This window comes from Blautia obeum ATCC 29174 (assembly GCF_025147765.1).
Lineage (GTDB): Bacteria > Bacillota > Clostridia > Lachnospirales > Lachnospiraceae > Blautia_A > Blautia_A obeum.
The window spans coordinates 2277691-2297321 of sequence record NZ_CP102265.1 but is presented as its reverse complement, the minus strand read 5'-3'; the positions used below and the strand labels follow the sequence as shown (position 1 = coordinate 2297321).

At 42.9% G+C, this 19631-nt stretch carries 18 protein-coding genes and 1 riboswitch; of the genes, 9 read left to right on the top strand and 9 right to left on the bottom strand.

Annotation, left to right across the window (positions count from 1 at the left end):
* Nucleotides 1-38: 38 nt before the first annotated feature.
* Entirely contained in the window at nt 39-458 is a 420-nt protein-coding gene (locus NQ503_RS11115) for a C-GCAxxG-C-C family protein (protein WP_005427539.1), read from the top strand.
* Nucleotides 459-559: 101 nt separating this feature from the next.
* Here the strand turns inward: NQ503_RS11115 and NQ503_RS11110 are convergent, their stop codons facing one another.
* Together NQ503_RS11110 and NQ503_RS11105 are read right to left on the bottom strand one after the other, a co-directional pair.
* The gene (locus NQ503_RS11110) at nt 560-2323 is read right to left on the bottom strand and encodes an ABC transporter ATP-binding protein (RefSeq protein WP_005427540.1); all 1764 of its coding nucleotides are present in this window, start codon (nt 2321-2323) and stop codon (nt 560-562) included.
* The gene (locus NQ503_RS11105) at nt 2320-4101 is read right to left on the bottom strand and encodes an ABC transporter ATP-binding protein (protein WP_022388388.1); all 1782 of its coding nucleotides are present in this window, start codon (nt 4099-4101) and stop codon (nt 2320-2322) included. The genes NQ503_RS11110 and NQ503_RS11105 overlap by 4 nt, the downstream gene beginning before the upstream one ends.
* Nucleotides 4102-4244: 143 nt before the next feature.
* On the opposite strand from NQ503_RS11105, the gene NQ503_RS11100 reads away from it, so the two are divergent.
* A complete protein-coding gene (locus NQ503_RS11100; RefSeq protein ID WP_055065505.1) occupies nt 4245-4916 on the top strand; it encodes a YkgJ family cysteine cluster protein in 672 nt (223 codons plus the stop codon).
* A 33-nt stretch (nt 4917-4949) separates the two neighbouring features.
* On the opposite strand, the gene folK is transcribed toward NQ503_RS11100, so the two are convergent.
* Genes folK through folE form a run of 4 tightly spaced genes read right to left on the bottom strand, consistent with a single transcriptional unit; the run spans nt 4950 to nt 7659 of the window.
* Nucleotides 4950-5777 carry a 2-amino-4-hydroxy-6-hydroxymethyldihydropteridine diphosphokinase gene (gene folK / locus NQ503_RS11095; protein ID WP_005427543.1) on the bottom strand — a complete coding sequence of 276 codons (828 nt, stop codon included), beginning with the start codon at nt 5775-5777 and terminating at the stop codon, nt 4950-4952.
* The gene (gene folP, locus NQ503_RS11090; protein WP_005427544.1) at nt 5778-6593 is read right to left on the bottom strand and encodes a dihydropteroate synthase; all 816 of its coding nucleotides are present in this window, start codon (nt 6591-6593) and stop codon (nt 5778-5780) included.
* Nucleotides 6594-6610: 17 nt separating this feature from the next.
* Nucleotides 6611-7090, bottom strand: coding sequence for an HD domain-containing protein (locus NQ503_RS11085; protein WP_044926148.1), 480 nt, complete (start codon nt 7088-7090; stop codon nt 6611-6613).
* A gap of 11 nt (nt 7091-7101) precedes the next feature.
* Nucleotides 7102-7659: a GTP cyclohydrolase I FolE gene (gene folE / locus NQ503_RS11080; protein ID WP_005427546.1), complete on the bottom strand. Its 558-nt coding sequence runs from the start codon at nt 7657-7659 to the stop codon at nt 7102-7104.
* 163 nt (nt 7660-7822) lie between these two features.
* Nucleotides 7823-7919, bottom strand: a riboswitch (THF riboswitch).
* Nucleotides 7920-8178: 259 nt separating this feature from the next.
* On the opposite strand from folE, the gene NQ503_RS11075 reads away from it, so the two are divergent.
* The 6 genes from NQ503_RS11075 (at nt 8179) to pap (ending at nt 16342) form a co-directional block, all read left to right on the top strand.
* On the top strand, nt 8179-8766 hold the full coding sequence (locus NQ503_RS11075; protein WP_005427547.1) for an anthranilate synthase component II: 588 nt from the start codon (nt 8179-8181) through the stop codon (nt 8764-8766).
* 68 nt (nt 8767-8834) lie between these two features.
* Nucleotides 8835-10199 (top strand): aminodeoxychorismate synthase component I, encoded by a 1365-nt coding sequence (gene pabB, locus NQ503_RS11070; RefSeq protein WP_005427550.1) that lies wholly within the window; start codon nt 8835-8837, stop codon nt 10197-10199.
* 21 nt (nt 10200-10220) lie between these two features.
* On the top strand, nt 10221-10967 hold the full coding sequence (locus NQ503_RS11065; RefSeq protein ID WP_005427551.1) for an aminotransferase class IV: 747 nt from the start codon (nt 10221-10223) through the stop codon (nt 10965-10967).
* A 128-nt stretch (nt 10968-11095) separates the two neighbouring features.
* Nucleotides 11096-12829, top strand: a complete 1734-nt coding sequence (locus NQ503_RS11060) for an ABC transporter ATP-binding protein (RefSeq protein WP_005427552.1) — start codon at nt 11096-11098, stop codon at nt 12827-12829.
* Nucleotides 12822-14711 (top strand): ABC transporter ATP-binding protein, encoded by a 1890-nt coding sequence (locus tag NQ503_RS11055; protein ID WP_005427553.1) that lies wholly within the window; start codon nt 12822-12824, stop codon nt 14709-14711. Before NQ503_RS11060 ends, NQ503_RS11055 begins: the two co-directional genes overlap by 8 nt.
* A 158-nt stretch (nt 14712-14869) precedes the next feature.
* A complete protein-coding gene (pap, locus tag NQ503_RS11050) occupies nt 14870-16342 on the top strand; it encodes a polyphosphate:AMP phosphotransferase (protein ID WP_044926118.1) in 1473 nt (490 codons plus the stop codon).
* A gap of 60 nt (nt 16343-16402) precedes the next feature.
* Here the strand turns inward: pap and sigG are convergent, their stop codons facing one another.
* Both sigG and NQ503_RS17755 read right to left on the bottom strand, forming a co-directional pair.
* Nucleotides 16403-17182 (bottom strand): RNA polymerase sporulation sigma factor SigG, encoded by a 780-nt coding sequence (sigG, locus tag NQ503_RS11045; RefSeq protein ID WP_005427557.1) that lies wholly within the window; start codon nt 17180-17182, stop codon nt 16403-16405.
* A gap of 108 nt (nt 17183-17290) precedes the next feature.
* The gene (locus NQ503_RS17755) at nt 17291-17554 is read right to left on the bottom strand and encodes a PRC-barrel domain-containing protein (RefSeq protein ID WP_081017183.1); all 264 of its coding nucleotides are present in this window, start codon (nt 17552-17554) and stop codon (nt 17291-17293) included.
* Nucleotides 17555-17678: 124 nt separating this feature from the next.
* On the opposite strand from NQ503_RS17755, the gene nrdR reads away from it, so the two are divergent.
* Entirely contained in the window at nt 17679-18131 is a 453-nt protein-coding gene (gene nrdR / locus NQ503_RS11035; protein ID WP_022388378.1) for a transcriptional regulator NrdR, read from the top strand.
* 82 nt (nt 18132-18213) lie between these two features.
* Here nrdR and gdhA read toward each other — a convergent pair whose 3' ends face one another.
* Entirely contained in the window at nt 18214-19548 is a 1335-nt protein-coding gene (gene gdhA / locus NQ503_RS11030) for an NADP-specific glutamate dehydrogenase (RefSeq protein WP_005427562.1), read from the bottom strand.
* Nucleotides 19549-19631: the final 83 nt, after the last annotated feature.

Below are 19631 nucleotides of genomic sequence, written 5' to 3'. Positions count from 1 at the left end.
AAACAAACGAAAGTATAAAGTATGCAGGAGGAAAGAAAATGAGTACAAAAGCAGATATGGCAATTGCATTTCATGATAAGGGATATAACTGTGCACAGGCAGTTGCCTGTTCGTTTTGTCAGGAATTTGGTGTAGCGGAAGAAGAGATGTTCCGGATCGCAGAAGGCTTCGGACTTGGAATGGGAATGATGGAAGTATGTGGAGCACTTTCAGGAATGATGATGATCATCGGACTGGAAAACAGTGTCGGAGAACCGGAAAAAGGCAGACTGACAAAAGGTGATACCTACAGAAAGGTAAAAGAATATGTAAAGAAGTTCCAGGAACAGAATGGTTCTTATCTTTGCAGGGAACTGAAAGGTGTGGAAACAGGAAAAGTACTTCGCAGTTGTCCGGATTGTATTCGTGATGCAGTAGCACTGACTGAGGAATATCTGGCTGCACAGAAGCAGAACTGATCTTCAGAAAAGAAGATACTTGTAAATAAAAAAATCCGTCGATACAGAATGTATGAAAATTCATAAAACTGTTTCGACGGATTTTTATGTTTGAGAGAATATTATTCAGCTACTTTGACAAACTGACTGTTGTACAGATTTTGATAGAATCCGCCCTTTGCCATAAGTTCATCATGCGATCCCTGTTCGACGATACTTCCGGCTTTCATGACAAGAATCTCATCTGCATTTCGAATCGTAGAAAGACGATGCGCTACGATAAAGCTTGTACGTCCCTCCATAAGACGGTCAAAAGCTTCCTGAACCATCAGTTCAGTTCGGGTATCGATACTGGAAGTGGCTTCATCCAGTATCAGCATTGGAGGCAGACAGAGCATGACACGGGTGATACAAAGAAGCTGTTTTTCACCCTGGCTCAGACTGTCTTCTTTTAAGCGTGTGTCCAGGCCATTTGGAAGACGGCGGATAAATTCCCAGCTGTGAGAATGTCTGGCTGCTTCGATAATTTCTTCATCGGTTGCATCTGGCTTACCGATGTTGAGATTTTCGCGGACAGTGCCGTTTTTGATCCAGGTGTCCTGAAGCACCATGCCAAAGCTGCTACGCAGAGAATGACGGGAAATTTCATTGATCGGGTGACCATCAATCGAGATTGTACCGCTGGTCACATCATAGAATCGCATCAGCAGGTTGATAAAGGTTGTTTTTCCACAGCCAGTTGGTCCGACGATTGCGATATGCTTGCCTGGTTCTGCATGCAGGTTGAAATTTTCAATCAGTTTTTTGTCCGGAACGTAGCGGAAACAAACGTTATCGATGTTGACTTCACCTCTGACATCAGTGATGGTGTCCTTGGAATCAGCACTTTCCGGTTCTTCTTCCAGAAGAGCAAAGATTCTGGCCGCGCATGCAAGTGCACTCTGAAGCTCTGTGATGACAGAACTGATATCATTGAATGGTTTCATGTACTGATTTGCATAAGCAAGAAGTACGGACAGACCACCAACAGTTAGGGAACCGCCAGGAATCATGAAAGCACCGGCCAGGGCAACACCTGCATAAATGACATTATTGACAAAACGTGTGGACGGGTTGGTCAGGCTACTGTAAAAGACCGCTTTCTGACTGCATTCTTTTAATTCTTCATTGATCAGGGCAAAACGTCCAGATGATTTATCTTCGTATCCGAAGGCCTGTACGATCTTCTGATTTCCAATCATTTCTTCGATAAGTGCGGTCTGACGGCCACGTGCATCACTCTGCTTCCGGAACATATGGAAGGAACGTGAGGAAATAAATTTTGCAACAAAGAAACTGAGCGGAGTCAGAACAATGACCATCAAAGTGATCCAGATATTCTTAGAAAACATGAAAAGCAGAGTTCCGATGATCGTAACGATTCCTGAGAAAAGCTGTGTGAATCCAAGCAGAAGACCATCCGAAAGAATATCGGTATCAGCAATGACGCGGCTTATGATATCACCGGTGCTGTGGCTGTCCAGATAGGAGAGCGGAAGTACCTGAATATGACGGATCGCTTTTGCACGGATATCCTGTACCGTACGGAAGGTCATACGGTTGTTAATGATATTCATGATCCAGGTAGCAACACTGGAAACGATGATCATCACAAGAATCCGGCTGAGATAATACCACATCATACGGAAATTAACTTCACGTTTGGCAACTACCTGGTCAATCGCATTACCGAAAAGTACTGGTACATATAACTGCAGGATGACAGATACAGCTGCCAGAATAATGCTCAGGACCAGAAGAAAACGGTATTTTCCGATAAAGCGGAGTACTTTCCAGAGGGTTTCCATGCTGGTCGTATTTGTCTGCTGTTTGTTCTGTTTGCTCATAAGGTCACCTCCGAAGCATTAACGGATACGGCTGTATTTGATGTATTGTATTTTTCACGTTCTTCCGGGAACTGGGAGAAATAGATTTCGCGGTACGTATCGCAGGTGCGGATAAGGTCATCGTGAATGCCTTTTCCAACAAGCTCACCGTCATCCAGAACAAGGATCAGATCTGCCTGACGGATACTTGCAGCACGCTGGGACACCAGGAAGGTGGTAACATTTCCACTGAGCTGATGGAGAGATCTGCGAAGTGCAGCATCTGTTGCAAAATCCAGAGCACTGGCACTGTCGTCAAGAATCAGAAATTCCGGTTTCTTTACAACGGCACGTGCGATAGTAAGACGCTGACGCTGACCGCCGGAAAGATTTCGTCCATTCTGTTCCAATTTGAAATCAAGCTGTCCATCTTTGTTTTCTACAATTTCACGAGCCTGTGCGGTCGTGAGTGCATCCCAGATTTCTTCATCTGTTGCATTCTCACGTCCCCATTTCATGTTTTCGCGGATGGATCCTTTAAAAAGTACAGCGCGTTGTGGAACAACACCGATCTTTTCACGAAGGTCATGCTGGCTGTAGTTCTGGATATTTTGCCCGTCTATCTGTATAGTTCCGCTGGTCGCATCATAAAAACGGGCAATCAGGTTGACCAGGGTGGATTTACCGCTTCCGGTACCTCCGATGATTCCAACAGTCTGGCCTCTTTTGACAGAAAAGCTGATATTGGAAAGGCTGGGTGCGCCTGATTCTGCATAAGTAAAAGTAACATCATGGAATTCGACTGCGTTTTCGCCGCAAACTGCAGTGGAGGCAGTAGAAACCGGATGATTCATGGAAGATTTTACTTTGAGAATATCGGCAACACGGTTTGCACATGCGGCAGATTTGTTTAGTGTAATGATCAGAGAAGCAAGTTTAATGAGTTCAACGATCATCTGAGCCATATAGTTATAAAGAGCAACGACCTGTCCCTGCTGCATATTTCCGAGATTGACCTGGAGTCCTGCATTATTGATCAGAATGACTGTTGCGATATTGATCAGTACATAAGTTACCGGATTTAGAAGAGCAGACAGCTTTCCGACAAATTCGTTCAGCTTTGTAAGCTGAGCATTGCTGGCATCAAATTCACGGACGGCTTCTTCTTCGCGACAAAAAGCGCGGATGACACGTACACCGGTCAGGTTTTCACGGGTTAGTCCTGTAACTGCGTCCAGACGTGCCTGTACCTTGCCAAAAAGCGGAATACTCAGGTACATGATCACAAATACAACCAGGAAAAGCACCGGAATAGCAACAACAAAGATCAATGCACAACGTGTGTTGATCGTAAAGGCCATGACCATGGAACCCAATACGATAAAAGGACTTCGAAGAAGAAGGCGCAGGCCCATATTTACACCGTTCTGTACCTGATTGATATCATCTGTAAGACGGGTGATCAGAGTATCTGTTCCAAGAGTATCAAGTTCTGTGTAAGAAAGCTTCTGCACATGGTCGTAAACGGCCTGTCTCAGTTCTGTGGCAAATCCTACACTAGCCTTAGCTGCAAAAAACTGGGCGGTGATGCTGACTGCGAGTCCGGCAGCTGCCATGAGTACCAGAATAAAAAATCGCTCGATGATATACGGGCGATCATTTCCAGTGATACCTACATCAATGATCTGCGCAATGACTACCGGGACAAGCAGATCAAACACAACTTCCAGAAATTTGAAGAAAGGGGCAAGAATGCTTTCTTTCCTGTAATTTTTCAGATAGATTGCGAGAGATCGCATTTTTAGGTTTCCTCCGTTTTTTATTATATTATTGTGTTGCTGTTGGTTATTATTGGCAGCAACAGATTGACATTCCCTATTATAGTCCTGTATCATAAGAAATAGCAAGGGCATAAATACTATAAGTAAAAAGAGGAAAATCTATGAGAAGAGAAGTGACACTGGAAGAAATTTCAGATGGAAGATTATATGATGCGAATGATATGGTCAAAGCAGATTGTCAGGACTGCAAAGGCTGTCATGACTGCTGTACAGGGATGGGAGATTCTGTCCTTCTGGATCCGTATGATGTCTGTCGATTGAGCAGAGGTCTCCGGAAAATACCGGAAGAACTGATTGGGAGTGTGTTGGAACTTGGGATTTCTGATGGCAATGTTCTGCCACATCTGGCAATGCGCGGAACAGAAGAAAAATGCGTTTTCCTGAATCAGGAAGGCAGATGCTCCATACATGAGATTCGTCCTGGATTCTGCCGGTTGTTTCCACTGGGAAGATATTATACGGAAGATGGATTTAAATATATCATTCAGATCCATGAATGTGCAAAGAAAAACCGTTCCAAGATCAAGGTAAAAAAATGGATCGACACACCGGACCTCAGACAATACGAAAAATTTGTATGGGATTGGCATCAGTTTCTTCTGGATGTACAGGAAGTGTTTTACCAGACGGAAGATGCGGATCTGATCAAAAATCTGAATATGTATGTGCTCAGCCGTTTTTATACAAAATCATATGAAGAAAACAGAGATTTTTATGAGCAATTTTATGAACGTCTTGAAGAAGCAAAAAAACTTCTGAGCCTGGGAGTATGATCCCGGGACTCAGAAGTTTTTTTGAATGAAAAGTTACTGATTATCTTTTGCAAGGAGTTCATTAAGAAGCTGATGAATGGTCTTGTTTAATACAGGATGTCTGTAATAAGGAGCAATCTCATCCATTGGCTTCAGGACAAAATCACGATTTTCCATATCAATATGTGGAATATGAAGATCCGGAGTGTCTATGATCTCATTATCATAGAACAGAATATCCAGATCAAGAGTACGCGGTCCCCAGTGAATGATACGTTCTCTGTTTGCGGCCGCCTCCAGTTCGTGAAGACGGTCCAGAAGTTCTTCCGGCGTGAGCAGCGTACGGAGTTTCAGAACACCATTCAGAAATTCATCCTGTTCCACACCACCATAAGGTTCTGTAACTAAATATTCAGATACAGCTTCTACTTCACAGGAAGGAGTAGTACGGAGTCCCTGAATGCCATCATCCAGGAACTTCTTTTTGTCCCCAAGGTTGGAACCAAAGGCTACATAGGCAGTATGCCATCCGCGGGTGATCTCCACAGCAACCGTTTCGAGTGGGAGAGCGACCGGAGCCCATGGCTTTTCAACACGCAGAGTGATCATTTTGAGAAGCGGAAGCTCTTGAAGCAGCATTTGGCAGAGATTTTCTGCAAGTGCCTCCAGAAGTTTATAAGTATGCTCTTTTGTGAATTTGGTGATCATATGGCTGACTTCTCCATAATGAATAGAAGCAGTCAGTTCATCGGTCAGACCTGCTTTTCGGGTATCCGTGTAAAGAGTGGCAGAAATAACGAATTTCTGGCCGAGAACATTTTCCTCCGGGAAAACTCCATGGTTTGCAAAAATCTCCAGGTTTTTGATCTCAATCTTATCCATTTATTTTATATTCCTTCCAAGAATTGCTTCAGTCATAAGGATAGCACGTTTGTTTTCTTTGATATCATGTACGCGGACAAAAGCACAGCCTTTCATGACACCGATGACAGAAGTGGCAACAGTGCCTTCTACACGCTGATCAACCGGAAGATCCAGAGTAAGACCAATCATGGACTTACGGGAGGTTCCGAGCAGGACCGGGAATCCGAGATGCTGAAAAAGTTCCAGATGATTCATGGTTTCCAGATTCATTTCATATGTTTTGCCGAAACCAACGCCCGGATCAAGAATGATTCGTTCGTCTTTGATTCCGGCTCCTCGGGCAATATTGACACATTCCTGTGTTTCAGCAAGCATATCTATGAGAAAGTTATTGTATTCTGTGTTGGCTTTGTTGTGCATAAGACAGCAGGCTACATCATGTTTGGCGATGACACCGGCCATGTCCGGATCATATTTGAGCCCCCAGACATCGTTGACCAGATCGGCACCTGCCTGGACAGCTGCATCTGCAACACTTCCCTTGTAAGTATCTACAGAGATCGGTACATCAAAACGTTTGCGAAGTGCTTCGATGACCGGAACGACACGTGCTGCTTCTTCTTCTGCACTGACCGGAGTATGCCCCGGACGTGTGGATTCACCGCCGACATCCAGAATATCAGCACCGTCTTTGATCATAGCTTCTGCATGCATCAGAGCATGATCCATAGTATTCCATTTGCCACCATCAGAAAAAGAATCCGGGGTCACGTTCAGGATGCCCATAATATAAGTTCTGTTTTTTACATCAAATTCACGATTTCCGATTTTCATGATCTAAGATTCTCCTTTTAATATTGAATCATCATATTTTTTTTTGAAAGATCCCAGTAGCATTCTTTTTCTGCAGGACAGAGAAAACACATACGGGATTTTTTATCTGCTTCATAAAGAATCCGGCTCAGGGAAGAAGTTTCCTCTTTTGAGGAACGATGTTCCCCGATCGCGGTCAGAATCTGCTCTTTTTCTGCAGAAGAAAAAGCAAGATCAGATAAAATCTGTTCAGCAATCTGTACACCGGCTTCGTCATGCGGGGTACCATCCATATACTGTCTGACGCGACCAATATCATGGAGAAGTGCAGTGCAGTAGATCAGTTCACGGGAGCAGTCAAGTCCTCGTTCCAGTGCAAATATGTAAGCAAGTCTTGCGACATCCAGAAAATGTTCCGGTGTATGACGGCAGAAGATACGGTCAGCTTCAAGGTGTATAAGATCTTTCAGATTTTGCTGATAGAGAGGATGCTGCCAGATAGCATTTACTCTTGTCATATCGGTATGCATCAGTCTTTTACCATGGAGAGGAACTGTTTCTGAAGTTCACGGTCTGTCTTGAAATCACCACGGGTAACGGTAGTAATCGTTTTACTTCCTGGTTTTTTGATTCCACGCATGGTCATGCAGGTGTGTTCCGCTTCCAGCATTACCATAATCCCCTTAGGATTCAGAGTACGTTCCAGTGCATCGGCAATCTGTACAGTCAGGCGTTCCTGAATTTGCGGTCTTCTTGCATAGACATCAACAGTACGGGCAAGTTTACTGAGTCCGGTCACTTTGCCATTTGGAATATAAGCTACATGAGCTTTGCCATAAAAAGGCATCAGATGATGTTCACACATAGAATAGAAAGTAATATCTTTTTCCAGTACCATTTCGTTATTTTCTACTTCAAACTGTTTGGCAAGATGATGATCCGCTTCTTCATCCAGTCCACCATAAATTTCCATACACATACGTGCAATTCGGTCCGGAGTATCTTTGAGACCTTCACGTTCTGTGTCTTCACCGATTCCTTCAAGAAGGAGACGGATTGCCTGTTCTACTTTCTGTTTATCTACCATTAAAAAAACAACCTCCTGTTAAACATGATATCGTGTACTGTGGAGATTGTCTTTTTTTTGTCGAGCTGATAGTGTGTTAAAGTGAAAAAGATATCTCCAATTGTGATAGAACGTATGTCGAAAAACGTATCCCTACACAATATGAGATATCCTCTTATATTGTTGCAACGGGTGCGGATCATATACCGTAAGACGGACTTTTCGTTTCGGCGACAACTCCCCATTCGCTGAACACTTGACGCATATGATCCTATTTTGCATATCATTCATTTCCCGTACAGTATAGCATAGATGTATTCGATATAAAAGGGGTAATTTGTTGAAAAAAATATTCATTTCTAATATATATTGACGAGAATTGGCAGACATGATAGCATAGAGGTATCTTTCAAAAAGAAATATAAAAAACGATAAAGATTCACAGATTACGGACCGACAGGGATAACGACTGTGTGTATGGATACACACGCGAGTTATCTCTTTTTTTATACGTGTTTTGCACGGAGAGGGAGGAAAAACATGTTTTTGATGATCGATAATTATGATTCGTTTGTTTACAATCTGAAAGCGTATTTTGAGGAGTTGGGAAGGGAGATCATGGTCAGGAGAAGTGATCAGATTAATATAGAAGAAATAGAAAAGATGCAGCCGGAAGGAATCATTCTTTCGCCCGGACCGAAACGTCCATGGGATGCTGTGCGATGTGTAGAAACAGTGAAATGGTTTCAGGGAAAGATCCCGATCTTAGGTGTCTGTCTGGGACATCAGGTGTTGGGACATTGCTGTGGAGCTGTTGTAGAGAAAGGGAGCCGTCCAATGCATGGAAAGGTGACAGGGATCCGAAATAATGGAACGGGATTATTTGAAGGACTGCCGGAGAAATTTAAAGTAACCAGGTATCATTCACTGGTTGTGAGAGAAGACAGTATTCCGGAAGAATACCGGGTAGATGCTGTGGCTGAAGATGGAGCGGTAATGGGAATCTCGCACAGAGAAATCCCTCTTTATGGCGTACAGTTTCATCCGGAAGCAGTCCTGACGGAATATGGTCATGAGTTGTTAGAAAATTTCTGTTGTATTGCAGAGAAATTCAACAAAAATGAATAAAAAATCTATGAAATATATAAGAAAAATTTATAGAAATGTTTCGAAAAATGGACAGAGAGGAAAAATAGATGTATAATATAAACCGCGTGATAAAAAAATTGACTCCACACAGATCAGCAGCAGAACTGTTCAAATATTTTTCGGATGAAAAGGACTGTGTATTTCTGGATTCATCTCTTGTGAACGGGCTTGGAAGATATTCAATCATAGGAATGCGGCCATATCTCAAATTAGTAAAAGATGATCATGGATTTTTTATAAATGAGCAGAAGGTATCGGAACTCTCATTTGAGGAATATCTCAAAAAATATCTGTCTGAGCATAAAGATCAGAACAAAAGCGGGCTTCCAATGCTATCAGGGGCAATCGGATATTTTTCGTATGAATACGGGCGGAAATTAATGGAAATACCATCTCATAAGGAAAATCTGGTAACGATTCCGGATGCAGTACTTGTTTTTTATGACATGTATATCATAGAGGATTGTCATGAGAAGAAAACATTTCTGGTGGCCAATGGAGTTACAGAAGATGCAGAGAAACTGATCGAATCTGTTGAAAAGCGTCTGACAGAAGTATTATTAGAAAAAGAACAGGTCGCAGACGGATCATTTAATATAGAAATAACACCAAATTTTAAAAAAGAAGAATACAAACAGGCTGTTGATGAGATGATTCGATATATCATCGAAGGTGATATCTATATCACAAATATGACGCAGCAGCTTGAGGTAAAGAGCAACAAAAAACCACTGGATGTTTTTTATGATTTGAGAGAAAACAATCCGTCACCATTTGGCGGCTATATGGATTACGGTGATTTTCAGATTGTCTGTGCATCACCGGAGCGATTCCTTAAGATGAAGAAGGGACATGTGAATACACGTCCGATCAAGGGAACGCGAAAAAGAGGTGAGACTCTGGAAGAGGATCTCCTTATGAGAAATGAACTCAAAAATTCAGAGAAGGATAAGAGTGAACTTCTTATGATCGTTGATCTCGAGCGGAATGATCTGAACCGCGTGTGCAAACCTGGAAGTGTCAAAGTGACGGAACTTTTTACGGTGGAAGAATATGCAACAGTATTTCATCTGGTTTCTGACATCGAGGGAGTACTTCAGGAAAACAAAACGATAATGGATCTGCTTGAAGCAACGTTTCCTGGCGGTTCTATTACAGGAGCTCCGAAATATCGTGCGATGGAGATCATTGATGAACTGGAGAACAACCGCAGAAATCTGTACACAGGTTCCATCGGTTACCTGACATTAGATGGAGACTGTGATTTTAATATAGTGATCCGTACAGCATTGCACAAAGATGGAATGTATTATCTGGGAGTTGGCGGTGGCATCACTGCTGAATCAGATCTGGAATTTGAATATGAGGAGACCCTTCAGAAAGCGAAAGCGGTTCTGGAGGCTATGAAATAAAGTCTGGAGTGATAAAAAGATATGGATATTAGACTGGATGAGGGATTTTTGTTTGGAATGGGAGTATTTGAAACGGTTGCAGTGGAACAAGGCAGACCGTTACTTCTGGAACAACATCTGAACAGAATGCAGGGATCAGCTGATTTTTTGAAATTGGGTTCCTGTGCAGAACGTGGACTTACAAAAGAAAAAATCGCAGAATATCTGAGTACACAGGAAATGTCGGTGAAGATGCATGGAGCACTTAAGATCGTGATGTCAGCTGAGAATACCTTCTTTCAGATGAGAGAAAATCCATATATGGATGAAATCTATTCCAGAGGATTTATGACGGATCTAAGCAAAGTCAGACGAAACGAGACTTCTCCACTGGTTTATCATAAGACATTTAATTATGGTGACTGTGTTCTGGAAAAAAGAGCAGCCGCAGCAGCCGGTATCAATGAAAAGATATTTATCAACACCAAAGGACAGATCAGTGAAGGAACTGTCTGCAATGTCTTTTTTGTACGTAAAAATATGATCTATACACCGCAGCTTTCCTGCGGCCTGTTGCCGGGTATCCTGCGTGAATATATTATGGAAAGATTTCAGGTGACAGAAACGATCATTTATCCGGATGAGCTGATGTATTATGAGGAGTGTTTTGTGACAAACTCACTCATGGGTGTGATGCCGGTAAGACAGCTTGGAAATATCTGTTTTCCGCATCGTGCAAAAGCAGACGAAGTAAGAGAAGTATACGAAAAAGAAAAAATGTCCCTGTGAGGGGCATTTTTTTTGCCTGAATTGTGTCCAAAAAGTCACAAAAAAACGATTGACTTTCAAAGGCGAAATTTTGTATAATAGGAAAATTCGGAAATAGAAAAAGACAGATAAGGAGGCTGACAGAAAAGATGAATAAGACACTTTTTAAATCCATCCGGGAATATAAGAAACAGTCATTGCTGGCGCCGTTTCTCGTAATTCTGGAGGTCATGATGGAGGTTCTCATTCCTCTGGAAATGGCAAAGATCATAGATGTTGGAATAGCCAATGGTGATCTTGGTTATATTGTACAGCGCGGAATAATTCTTGTTGCAATGGCGATGCTGGCATTGTTTTTTGGTGTGCAGGCCGGTAATATGGCAGCCGTAGCGGCTGCTGGTTATGCGAAAAATCTTCGCCATGATATTTTCTATAAGGTGCAGGATTTTTCTTTCAAAAACATTGACCATTTCTCCACATCAGGTCTGGTCACACGAATGACAACAGATATTACAAACGTGCAGATGGCATATATGATGAGTATCCGTCTTCTGGCAAGAGCACCGATCATGATTCTTCTTTCCTGGATCATGACACTGCTGATCAATGTAAAGATTGCACTTCTGTTCCTGATCGTAATCCCGCTTCTTGGTGGAACACTGATGTTTATAGCAAAGAAAGCGCATCCACATTTTATCAGAGTATTTGACGAGTATGATGAACTGAACAATTCTGTGCAGGAAAATGTCAATGCATCACGTGTGGTAAAGGCATTTGTAAGAGAAGATTACGAGATAAACAAATTTCACGGTGTGTCCAATTATGTATATACCCTGTTTACAAAAGCAGAAAAAATCGTTGCATGGAACTCTCCGGTCCTGCAGTTCATGATGTACGCGGTTGTACTTCTGATCGCGCTGATCGGTGGACGAAGCATTGTATTTGGAACCATGGAGACTGGAGAACTGACAAGTGTGATCGTATATGCGATTCAGATTCTGATGTCTCTGAATATGGTGACTTTTGTATTTGTCATGATCATGATCGCAGGGGCTTCCACAGACCGTATCACGGAGGTGTTTAATGAGGTACCGGAGATGCAGGACAAAGCGGATGCGGTGAAAGAAGTCAGAAATGGCGAGATTACCTTTGAACATGTAGATTTCAGCTATGCGGGTGAAGGCGGAAACCTTTCCCTGAAAGATATCAACATTCATATTAAATCGGGACAGACAGTTGGCATCATTGGCGGTACCGGAAGTGCCAAATCTACACTGGTACAGATGATCCCGAGACTTTATGATGTCACTGGTGGTGCAGTAAAAGTAGCCGGAGTCGATGTACGTGACTATAATCTGGAAGTTCTGCGTGACCAGGTATCTATGGTTCTGCAGAAAAATGTATTATTTTCCGGTACGATCTACGATAATATTCGCTGGGGCAATGAAAAGGCCAGTGATGAGGAAGTTAAGAGAGTCTGCCGTCTGGCGCAGGCAGATGGATTTGTAAATGAGTTCCCGAATGGTTATGAGACCATGATCGTACAGGGCGGTAATAACGTTTCCGGTGGACAGAAACAGCGTCTATGTATTGCACGTGCACTGCTTAAGAAACCAAAGATCCTGATTCTGGATGATTCCACCAGTGCAGTAGATACCAAAACAGATGCATTGATCCGTAAAGCATTCCGGGAAGAGATCCCGGACACGACCAAGATCATCATTGCACAGAGAGTTTCTTCGATAGAAGATGCCGATCAGATCATTGTGCTGGATGATGGTAAGATCGCAGGTGTGGGAACATCGGAAGAACTGCTGCAGACAAATGAAATCTACAGGGAAGTATATGAATCTCAGGTGAAAGGAGGAGAAGAGGATGAATAAGAATAAAAAACCGAAAATGACAAAAAATGATTTAAAGACGGCAAAACGTCTGATGAAATATGTGACAGAGAAATATAAATTCCAGTTTATTCTTGTTTTCTTCTGTATCCTGATCAGTGCTGTGGCGACAACTGCAGTCTCTCTTTCTCTGAGATACCTTCTGGATGATTTTATCCTGCCGCTTGTTGGACAGAAAACCCCGGATTTTGCAGGACTTTATAAGGCCCTGACTGTTTTGGGCGTAATCTTTCTGGCAGGTGTCATTGCAACATTTATTTACACAAGAATGATGGTTTATATCGGACAGGGTGTACTCAAAAGAGTACGTGATGATATGTTTGAACATATGCAGACACTGCCAATCCGTTACTTCGACCAGAATACAAATGGTTCGATCATGAGTCTTTATACCAATGATACAGATACATTGAGACAGATGATCAGCCAGGCAATTCCACAGGCACTGATGGCATTGTTTACAATTGTTGTCACTTTTATTTCCATGCTGGTGCTGAGTCCGCTTCTTACGATACTTGCAGTACTGATCATTTTTGTGATGCTTGCTGTTACCGGCAGGATCGGAGCAAAGAGTGGAAAATACTTTGTACATCAGCAGATGTCTCTGGCAGATGTGACCGGATTCGTGGAAGAACGAATGAACGGACAGAGGGTAGTAAAGGTATTTAATCATGAGGCAAAATCAAAAGAAGAGTTTGATCAGCTCAATGAAGTTCTTTTTGAGAGCGCCTCACAGGCAAATAAATACGGTAATATGATGGGGCCAGTTATCGGAAATATCGGAAACCTGCAGTTTGTACTGACGGCGGTTCTCGGAGGAATCCTTTCTGTAGCAGGCATCGGAGGAATCACACTTGGTGTTATGGCTTCCTATCTGCAGTTCACCAAAAGCTTCACTCAGCCGTTCATGCAGGTGGCACAGCAGTTTAATTCCATCGTCATGGCACTTGCCGGTGCGGAAAGAATTTTCAATCTGATCGATGAGAAACCGGAAGAGGATGAGGGTTATGTAACACTTGTCAATGCAAGAAAAGATGAGAATGGCAACATTGTAGAATGCAAAGAGAGAACCGGCATGTGGGCATGGAAACATCCGCATTCTGCAGATGGCTCCGTATCCTATACAGAGCTGAAAGGTGATGTAAGATTTGAGGATGTAACCTTTGGATATAATGAAGACAAAACAATTCTTCACGATATCAGCCTGTATGCGAAGCCCGGACAGAAACTGGCATTCGTCGGCTCTACCGGAGCCGGTAAGACAACCATAACCAATCTGATCAATCGTTTTTATGATATCCAGGAAGGCAAGATCCGTTATGATGGAATCAATATTACCAAGATCAAAAAGGATGATCTGAGACATTCTCTTGGAATCGTTCTTCAGGACACACATTTGTTTACCGGTACGATTCGTGATAATATTCGTTATGGCAAGCTGGATGCAACGGATGAAGAAATCTATGCAGCAGCAAAACTGGCACATGCAGATCAGTTTATACAGATGCTCCCGAAAGGATACGATACGATGCTGAGCGGGGATGGTGAAGAACTCTCTCAGGGGCAGAGACAGCTTCTGTCCATTGCGCGGGCAGCAGTTGCAGACCCACCGGTACTGATTCTGGATGAAGCAACTTCCAGTATCGATACCCGTACAGAAAGTATCGTACAGAAAGGTATGGACAACCTGATGAAGGGCCGTACCGTGTTTGTGATCGCGCACAGACTTTCTACGATTCGAAACAGTGATGCGATTATTGTTCTGGAACATGGCAAGATCATTGAGAGAGGTGACCACAAAGACCTCATTAAACAGAAAGGAACTTATTATCAGCTGTATACTGGTAAACTGGAACTTTCATAAAAAATATTACAGAGACAGAATTTCCTGATAATCTGGAGTTCTGTCTCTTTGTATATTCGGTAATCTGTGAGAAAAAAATGGCGCAATATGTGCAACAATTAACTGTATTTTTATTCCAGACGTGGTATACTGTCAACAAAAAGAAATGGGGGCTCAATATGTTAAAATCATGGACACCGGGCGAAGAACCGGACAAAGATGAGATGAAAGTACAGCTTGAGAAAACCAGAAACAGACTTTATGATCTTCAGATGAAGATCAAGGAGCACAAGCTCCCGGTACTGGTCCTTTTTGAGGGGTGGAGTGCAGCAGGCAAAGGCAGTATGATCGGTAAGGTGATCAGGAATATTGATCCTCGTTTTTTCAAGGTTGCCACGATGTCAGCTCCGACAGAGGAAGAGGTACGCAGACCGTTTCTGTATCGTTATATGAAACAGATCCCGGAAGAAGGCAAATTTACATTCCTGGATTCCGGATGGATGGAACAGACGGTGAAGGAAGTATTGAATGGAGAACTCGAAGGAGATGCTTATGAGCGGTGTATCGAGAGCATCAGGCGTTTTGAAAGGCAGCTTACGGACAATGGATATCTGGTCCTGAAATTCTTTATGGAGATTGATAAGGACGAACAGGAAAAACGTATGAAGAAGCTGCTTTCCAAGGATGATACCAAGTGGCGTGTGACAGGATTCGATAAATGGCAGAACAAACATTATAAGAAGTGCGAGAATGTATTTGACCGTTATATGAAAGACACCAATATGTCCAGTTCGCCGTGGTATATCATTGATGCAAAGGATAAGAAGTGGGCAGAGCTGCAGGTGATGGATACATTGGTGAGCAGTATCGAAGTGGCATTGCAGAACCAGAGTCATTCGGTACCGATCCTTCAGAATGTCTTTCCACTGGTCAAGATGCCTAAGTTGAAAGACGTAGAGCTGGAAGGCAAGACAATTGACGAAGAAGAGTACCAGAAAGAATTGAAGAAGCTGCAGGCTAAACTGGGAGAACTGCATAATCGCCTGTACCGTAAGCGGGTTCCGGTGATCATTACCTATGAGGGATGGGATGCGGCCGGCAAAGGCGGCAATATCAAACGAATTGCAGGGGCATTGGATCCTAGAGGATATGAGGTACAGCCAATCGCCAGTCCGGAGCCACATGAGAAGGCTCGGCATTATCTCTGGAGATTCTGGACAAGACTTCCGAAGGATGGGCACATTGCAATCTTTGATCGTACGTGGTATGGCCGTGTCATGGTAGAACGGCTGGAAGGATTCTGCAGTGAAAATGACTGGAAACGTGCTTACAATGAGATGAATGAATTTGAAAAGGAACTCCACGACTGGGGTGCAGTGATCATCAAATTCTGGGTGCAGATTGATAAAGATACACAGCTGGAGCGTTTTAATGACCGCCAGAATAATCCGGAGAAACGCTGGAAGATCACAGACGAAGATTGGCGAAACCGTGAAAAATGGGATCAGTATGAAGAAGCAGTCGATGAGATGCTGAAGAAGACAAGTACAACGTTTGCACCGTGGCATATTCTGGAGTCCGTTGACAAGAAATATGCACGTATCAAAGCACTGAAGATTGTAATTGAAGAAATTGAGAAAGCACTGAAATAAAAAAGAACCTCTCTGTCGGCAATTGGTCCGGCAGGGAGGCTTTTTGCATATAAAGCAATTTCAGGATCTCAGATAATTTTTCATGGTCTTCAGAGCATTTTTTTCAAGGCGGCTGACCTGCGCCTGAGAGATGCCGATTTCATCAGCAACTTCCATCTGTGTCCGACCCTCATAGAAGCGCATTTCAATGATGTGCTTTTCTCTCTGGTTAAGCCGGTTCATGGCTTCCCGGAGAGATAGGTTTTCCAGCCAGTGGTCTTCTTTGTTTTTCTGATCGCTGATCTGATCCATGACATACAGCGTATCGCCACCCTCGGAGTATACCGGTTCAAACAAGCTGACAGGACTCTGGATCGCATCCAGGGCATATACGATCATTTCTTTTTCAATGCCGATCTCATCAGCAATTTCATCGATCGTTGGTTCCTTCAGATTCTTTTTGATCATATTTTCTTTGGTATAAATGGCTTTATAGGCAATGTCGCGCAGAGAACGGCTTACCCGGATACTGTTATAATCCCGTAGATAGCGGCGGATCTCACCGATGATCATCGGGACTGCATATGTCGAGAATTTGACATTCAGTGTATCGTCAAAATTATCGACGGCTTTCATAAGACCAATGCACCCGATCTGAAAAAGATCATCGGCATTTTCATTGCTGTTCTGAAATCGTTTGATAACACTTAACACAAGGCGGAGATTTCCTTTGATATATTGTTCGCGAGCTTCAGAATCTCCTTTTTTGATCTTTTGAAATAATGCTTCTTTTTCGTCCGACTTCAGGATCGGAAGACTGGATGTATTTACCCCGCAGATTTCTACTTTATTAAGTGCCATCAAAATATCCTCCTCATCTCTTATTTCTGGTACTAGAAATGATTCTCAGGGAGGACAGGAAATATTCTTTTCTGGGAAAAATATAAAAATTAATAGCCCTTGACAGTGTCAGAGAAGGTGGTCTTTGTGAAAACATTTTTCTTCTTTGACTTCGACGAGGATGATATCATCACCAATCTGGCAGATGCAGCACCAGGGAATGATGTATTCGCTTTCTCTGCCGGGAAAAAAACAGAATTTGCCGGGACCTGGAACGATGAGAGCAGTGATGGCTCCTGTTTTGCGGTCGAACTCCAGATCGACCGGGCAGCCAAGACTGCGACAGGTACAGGTATTGATGACTTCTTTCTGTCTAAGCTCACATAATCGCATGAATTTACCACTTTTTATAAAAGATATGCAAAATTTATCTGAAATATACAGGTGCATTTCTTGACATTGTTCGAAAAAATAAAGTATAATTATTTCATTAAAAGGGGAAAGAGGGGAAAATACTGTGAGATGCCCGTTTTGTAATCAGGATAACAGCAAGGTTGTAGACTCCCGACCGGTAGATGATACAAATTCAATCCGGAGACGGCGAATGTGTGAATCCTGTGGAAAAAGATTTACGACATACGAAAAAGTTGAAACTATTCCATTGAGTGTCATTAAGAAGGATCAGACACGTGAACAGTATGACCGTTCCAAGATTCAGGGCGGAATTCTGCGTGCCTGCTATAAGAGACCGATTCCGGTGGAAAAGATCGAGTCGCTGATGGATTCTATAGAGGGAGATATTTTTGACACAGCAGACAAAGAAATTTCCAGTACCCGCATTGGTGAGATTGTCATGGAACATCTGAAGGACCTGGATGCAGTTGCTTATGTTCGCTTTGCTTCTGTCTACAGAGAATTCAAGGATGTCAGTACATTTATGGATGAACTGAAGAAATTTATGGAACCATAAAGAAAACATGAAAATATAAAAAGGCGCTTCGGATCAGAAATCCGGAACGCCTTTTGGATTATACTTACGAATGAACAGGAGATTAAACAATACCCTGGGCCATCATTGCATCTACAACCTTTTCGAAACCTGCAATGTTAGCACCAACAACGAAGTTGTCCGGCATATCATAACGTTTTGCAGCATCGCTGATCTTAGCATAGATGTCAACCATGATCTGATGAAGTTTGGCATCAACTTCTTCGGATGTCCAGGAAAGTCTCTGAGAGTTCTGGCTCATTTCCAGTGCGGAAGTAGCAACACCACCTGCATTGGATGCTTTTCCAGGAAGGAAGAGAACACCGTTTGCCATAGCGTAGTCTGTAGCTTCTCTTGTAGTAGGCATGTTTGCACCTTCTACGATATATTTGCATCCGTTTGCAATCAGAGTTTTTACACCATCAAGGTCAAGTTCGTTCTGAGTTGCGCATGGAAGATATACATCACATTTGATGTTCCAGATGCCAACACCTTCTGTGTAAGTAGCACCTTCTACACGGTCAGCGTATTCTTTGATACGTCCACGTTTTACTTCTTTGATATCTTTGACAATGTCAAGGTTGATTCCGTTTGGATCATGGATATATCCGTTAGAGTCGCACATTGCAACAACCTTTGCACCAAGCTGAGTAGCTTTCTGCACTGCATAGATTGCAACATTACCGGAACCTGTAACAACAACAGTTTTTCCGTCAAGAGAATCGTTGTGGTCTTTCATCAGTTCGTTCAGAATATATACAACACCGTATCCGGTAGCTTCTGTACGGATCAGGGAACCACCATAGGTAAGTCCTTTACCTGTCAGAACGCCTTCATAAAGATCACGAACACGTTTGTACTGTCCGAAGAGATATCCAATCTCACGTCCGCCAACACCGATGTCACCAGCCGGTACGTCTGTGTCTGCGCCGATGTATTTGCAGAGTTCTGTCATAAAGCTCTGGCAGAATGCCATAACTTCTCTGTCAGATTTGCCCTTAGGATCGAAGTTGGAACCACCTTTACCGCCACCGATCGGGAGACCTGTAAGGGAGTTTTTGAAAACCTGTTCGAAGCCGAGAAATTTAAGAATGCTCTGGTTTACTGTCGGATGGAAACGAAGACCACCCTTGTAAGGTCCGATTGCACTGTTGAACTGTACACGGTATCCTTTGTTTACCTGTACTTTGCCGTTGTCATCTACCCACGGAACACGGAAAGAAATGATTCTTTCTGGCTCTACCAGACGTTCCAGAACGGAAAGACTGCGGTATTTTTCTTCATTTTTGTCGATAACAACTTTCAGAGAATCCAGTACTTCTTTGACTGCCTGATGGAATTCTGGTTCGCCAGGATTCTGTGCAACGACTCTTTCATAAACTTCTTCTGTGTAAGACATGTTGATTTCCTCCTCATTCGTTTTATGAATTATGTCTATCTGTCTAAGACATTTGTCCAGGGACTATTATACACAAAAGTGGT

What these genes read in the sequence shown, in the direction of transcription:
- pap (WP_044926118.1), top strand. Translation starts at nt 14,870, where the DNA reads ATGTTAAAATCATGGACACCGGGCGAAGAACCGGACAAAGATGAGATG.
- folK (WP_005427543.1), bottom strand. Translation starts at nt 5,777, where the DNA reads ATGGATAAGATTGAGATCAAAAACCTGGAGATTTTTGCAAACCATGGA.
- folP (WP_005427544.1), bottom strand. Translation starts at nt 6,593, where the DNA reads ATGAAAATCGGAAATCGTGAATTTGATGTAAAAAACAGAACTTATATT.
- NQ503_RS11060 (WP_005427552.1), top strand. Translation starts at nt 11,096, where the DNA reads ATGAATAAGACACTTTTTAAATCCATCCGGGAATATAAGAAACAGTCA.
- NQ503_RS11100 (WP_055065505.1), top strand. Translation starts at nt 4,245, where the DNA reads ATGAGAAGAGAAGTGACACTGGAAGAAATTTCAGATGGAAGATTATAT.
- NQ503_RS11055 (WP_005427553.1), top strand. Translation starts at nt 12,822, where the DNA reads ATGAATAAGAATAAAAAACCGAAAATGACAAAAAATGATTTAAAGACG.
- NQ503_RS11110 (WP_005427540.1), bottom strand. Translation starts at nt 2,323, where the DNA reads ATGAGCAAACAGAACAAACAGCAGACAAATACGACCAGCATGGAAACC.
- NQ503_RS11115 (WP_005427539.1), top strand. Translation starts at nt 39, where the DNA reads ATGAGTACAAAAGCAGATATGGCAATTGCATTTCATGATAAGGGATAT.
- gdhA (WP_005427562.1), bottom strand. Translation starts at nt 19,548, where the DNA reads ATGTCTTACACAGAAGAAGTTTATGAAAGAGTCGTTGCACAGAATCCT.
- sigG (WP_005427557.1), bottom strand. Translation starts at nt 17,182, where the DNA reads ATGGCACTTAATAAAGTAGAAATCTGCGGGGTAAATACATCCAGTCTT.
- pabB (WP_005427550.1), top strand. Translation starts at nt 8,835, where the DNA reads ATGTATAATATAAACCGCGTGATAAAAAAATTGACTCCACACAGATCA.
- NQ503_RS11085 (WP_044926148.1), bottom strand. Translation starts at nt 7,090, where the DNA reads ATGACAAGAGTAAATGCTATCTGGCAGCATCCTCTCTATCAGCAAAAT.
- NQ503_RS11105 (WP_022388388.1), bottom strand. Translation starts at nt 4,101, where the DNA reads ATGCGATCTCTCGCAATCTATCTGAAAAATTACAGGAAAGAAAGCATT.
- NQ503_RS11075 (WP_005427547.1), top strand. Translation starts at nt 8,179, where the DNA reads ATGTTTTTGATGATCGATAATTATGATTCGTTTGTTTACAATCTGAAA.
- NQ503_RS17755 (WP_081017183.1), bottom strand. Translation starts at nt 17,554, where the DNA reads ATGCGATTATGTGAGCTTAGACAGAAAGAAGTCATCAATACCTGTACC.
- folE (WP_005427546.1), bottom strand. Translation starts at nt 7,659, where the DNA reads ATGGTAGATAAACAGAAAGTAGAACAGGCAATCCGTCTCCTTCTTGAA.
- NQ503_RS11065 (WP_005427551.1), top strand. Translation starts at nt 10,221, where the DNA reads ATGGATATTAGACTGGATGAGGGATTTTTGTTTGGAATGGGAGTATTT.